The sequence below is a fragment of the Streptomyces sp. NPDC057616 genome (assembly GCF_042800575.1).
Lineage (GTDB): Bacteria > Actinomycetota > Actinomycetes > Streptomycetales > Streptomycetaceae > Streptomyces.
The window spans coordinates 1-1,451 of the sequence record NZ_JBHVGU010000095.1; the positions used below are offsets into that span (position 1 = coordinate 1).

The following is a 1,451-nucleotide window of genomic DNA, read 5'->3' on the forward strand; positions in this document are numbered from 1 at the left end:
ATGAGGATCTCGCGGGTCTCGCTCGGGTCGATGACGTCGTCGACCAGGCCCCGCTCGGCCGCGTAGTAGGGGTGCATGAGCTCGGACTTGTACTCCTTGACCATGCGGGCCCGCATGGCCTCGGGGTCCTCGGCGTCCGCGATCTGCCGCCGGAAGATGACGTTGGCGGCCCCCTCGGCGCCCATCACGGCGATCTCGTTCGTCGGCCAGGCGTAGGTGAGGTCGGCGCCGATGGACTGGCTGTCCATGACGATGTAGGCACCGCCGTAGGCCTTGCGCAGGATCAGCGAGATCCGCGGCACGGTCGCGTTGCAGTAGGCGTAGAGGAGCTTGGCGCCGTGGCGGATGATGCCGCCGTGCTCCTGGTCGACACCCGGAAGGAACCCGGGGACGTCCAGGAAGGTGACGATCGGAATGTTGAAAGCGTCACACATCTGGACGAAGCGCGCAGCTTTTTCGCTGGCCTCGATGTCCAGGACACCCGCGAGGGACTGCGGCTGGTTGGCGACGATCCCGACCACCTGGCCGTCCAGGCGGCCCAGCGCGCAGATGATGTTGCGGGCCCAGCGCTCGTGGACCTCCAGGTACTCGCCGTCGTCGACGATCTCCTCGATCACCTTGGCCATGTCGTACGGCCGGTTGCCGTCCGCGGGAACCAGGTCGAGCAGCACGTCGCTGCGCCGGTCCACCGCGTCCGTGGACTCCACCCGCGGCGGGTTCTCCCGGTTGTTCTGCGGCAGGAGCGAGAGGAGGTAGCGGACCTCCGCGATGCAGGTCTCCTCGTCGTCGTAGGCGAAGTGACAGACACCGGAGGTCTCGGCGTGCACGTCGGCGCCGCCCAGGCCGTTCTGCGTGATCTCCTCGCCGGTCACCGCCTTGACCACGTCCGGGCCGGTGATGAACATCTGCGAGGTCTCACGGACCATGAACACGAAGTCGGTCAGCGCGGGGCTGTAGGCGGCGCCGCCCGCGCACGGGCCGAGCATCACCGAGATCTGCGGGATGACCCCGGACGCCCTGGTGTTGCGCTGGAAGATGCCGCCGTAGCCGGCGAGGGCGGAGACGCCCTCCTGGATCCGGGCACCCGCCCCGTCGTTGAGGGAGACCAGCGGCGCACCCGCCGCGATGGCCATGTCCATGATCTTGTGGATCTTCGTGGCGTGGGCCTCGCCCAGCGCGCCGCCGAAGATGCGGAAGTCGTGGGCGTAGACGAAGACCGTGCGCCCCTCCACCGTGCCCCAGCCGGTGATCACACCGTCCGTGTACGGCTTCCTGGCGTCCAGGCCGAAACCCGTGGCCCGGTGCCGGCGCAGCTGCTCGACCTCCCGGAAGGAGTCCGGGTCCAGCAGCAGCTCGATACGCTCCCGCGCGGTCAGCTTGCCCTTGGCATGCTGCGCCTCGGTCGCCTTCTCGCTCGGCCCGGCCAGCGCCCGGGCACGGATCTCGTGCAG

At 69.0% G+C, this 1,451-nt stretch carries 1 protein-coding gene; it reads right to left on the reverse strand.

The window, feature by feature from the left end; genetic code table 11:
* Positions 1–1,451: acyl-CoA carboxylase subunit beta (locus tag ACFU97_RS46055; protein ID WP_384269284.1), on the reverse strand; the 1,451-nt coding region annotated here is incomplete at both ends.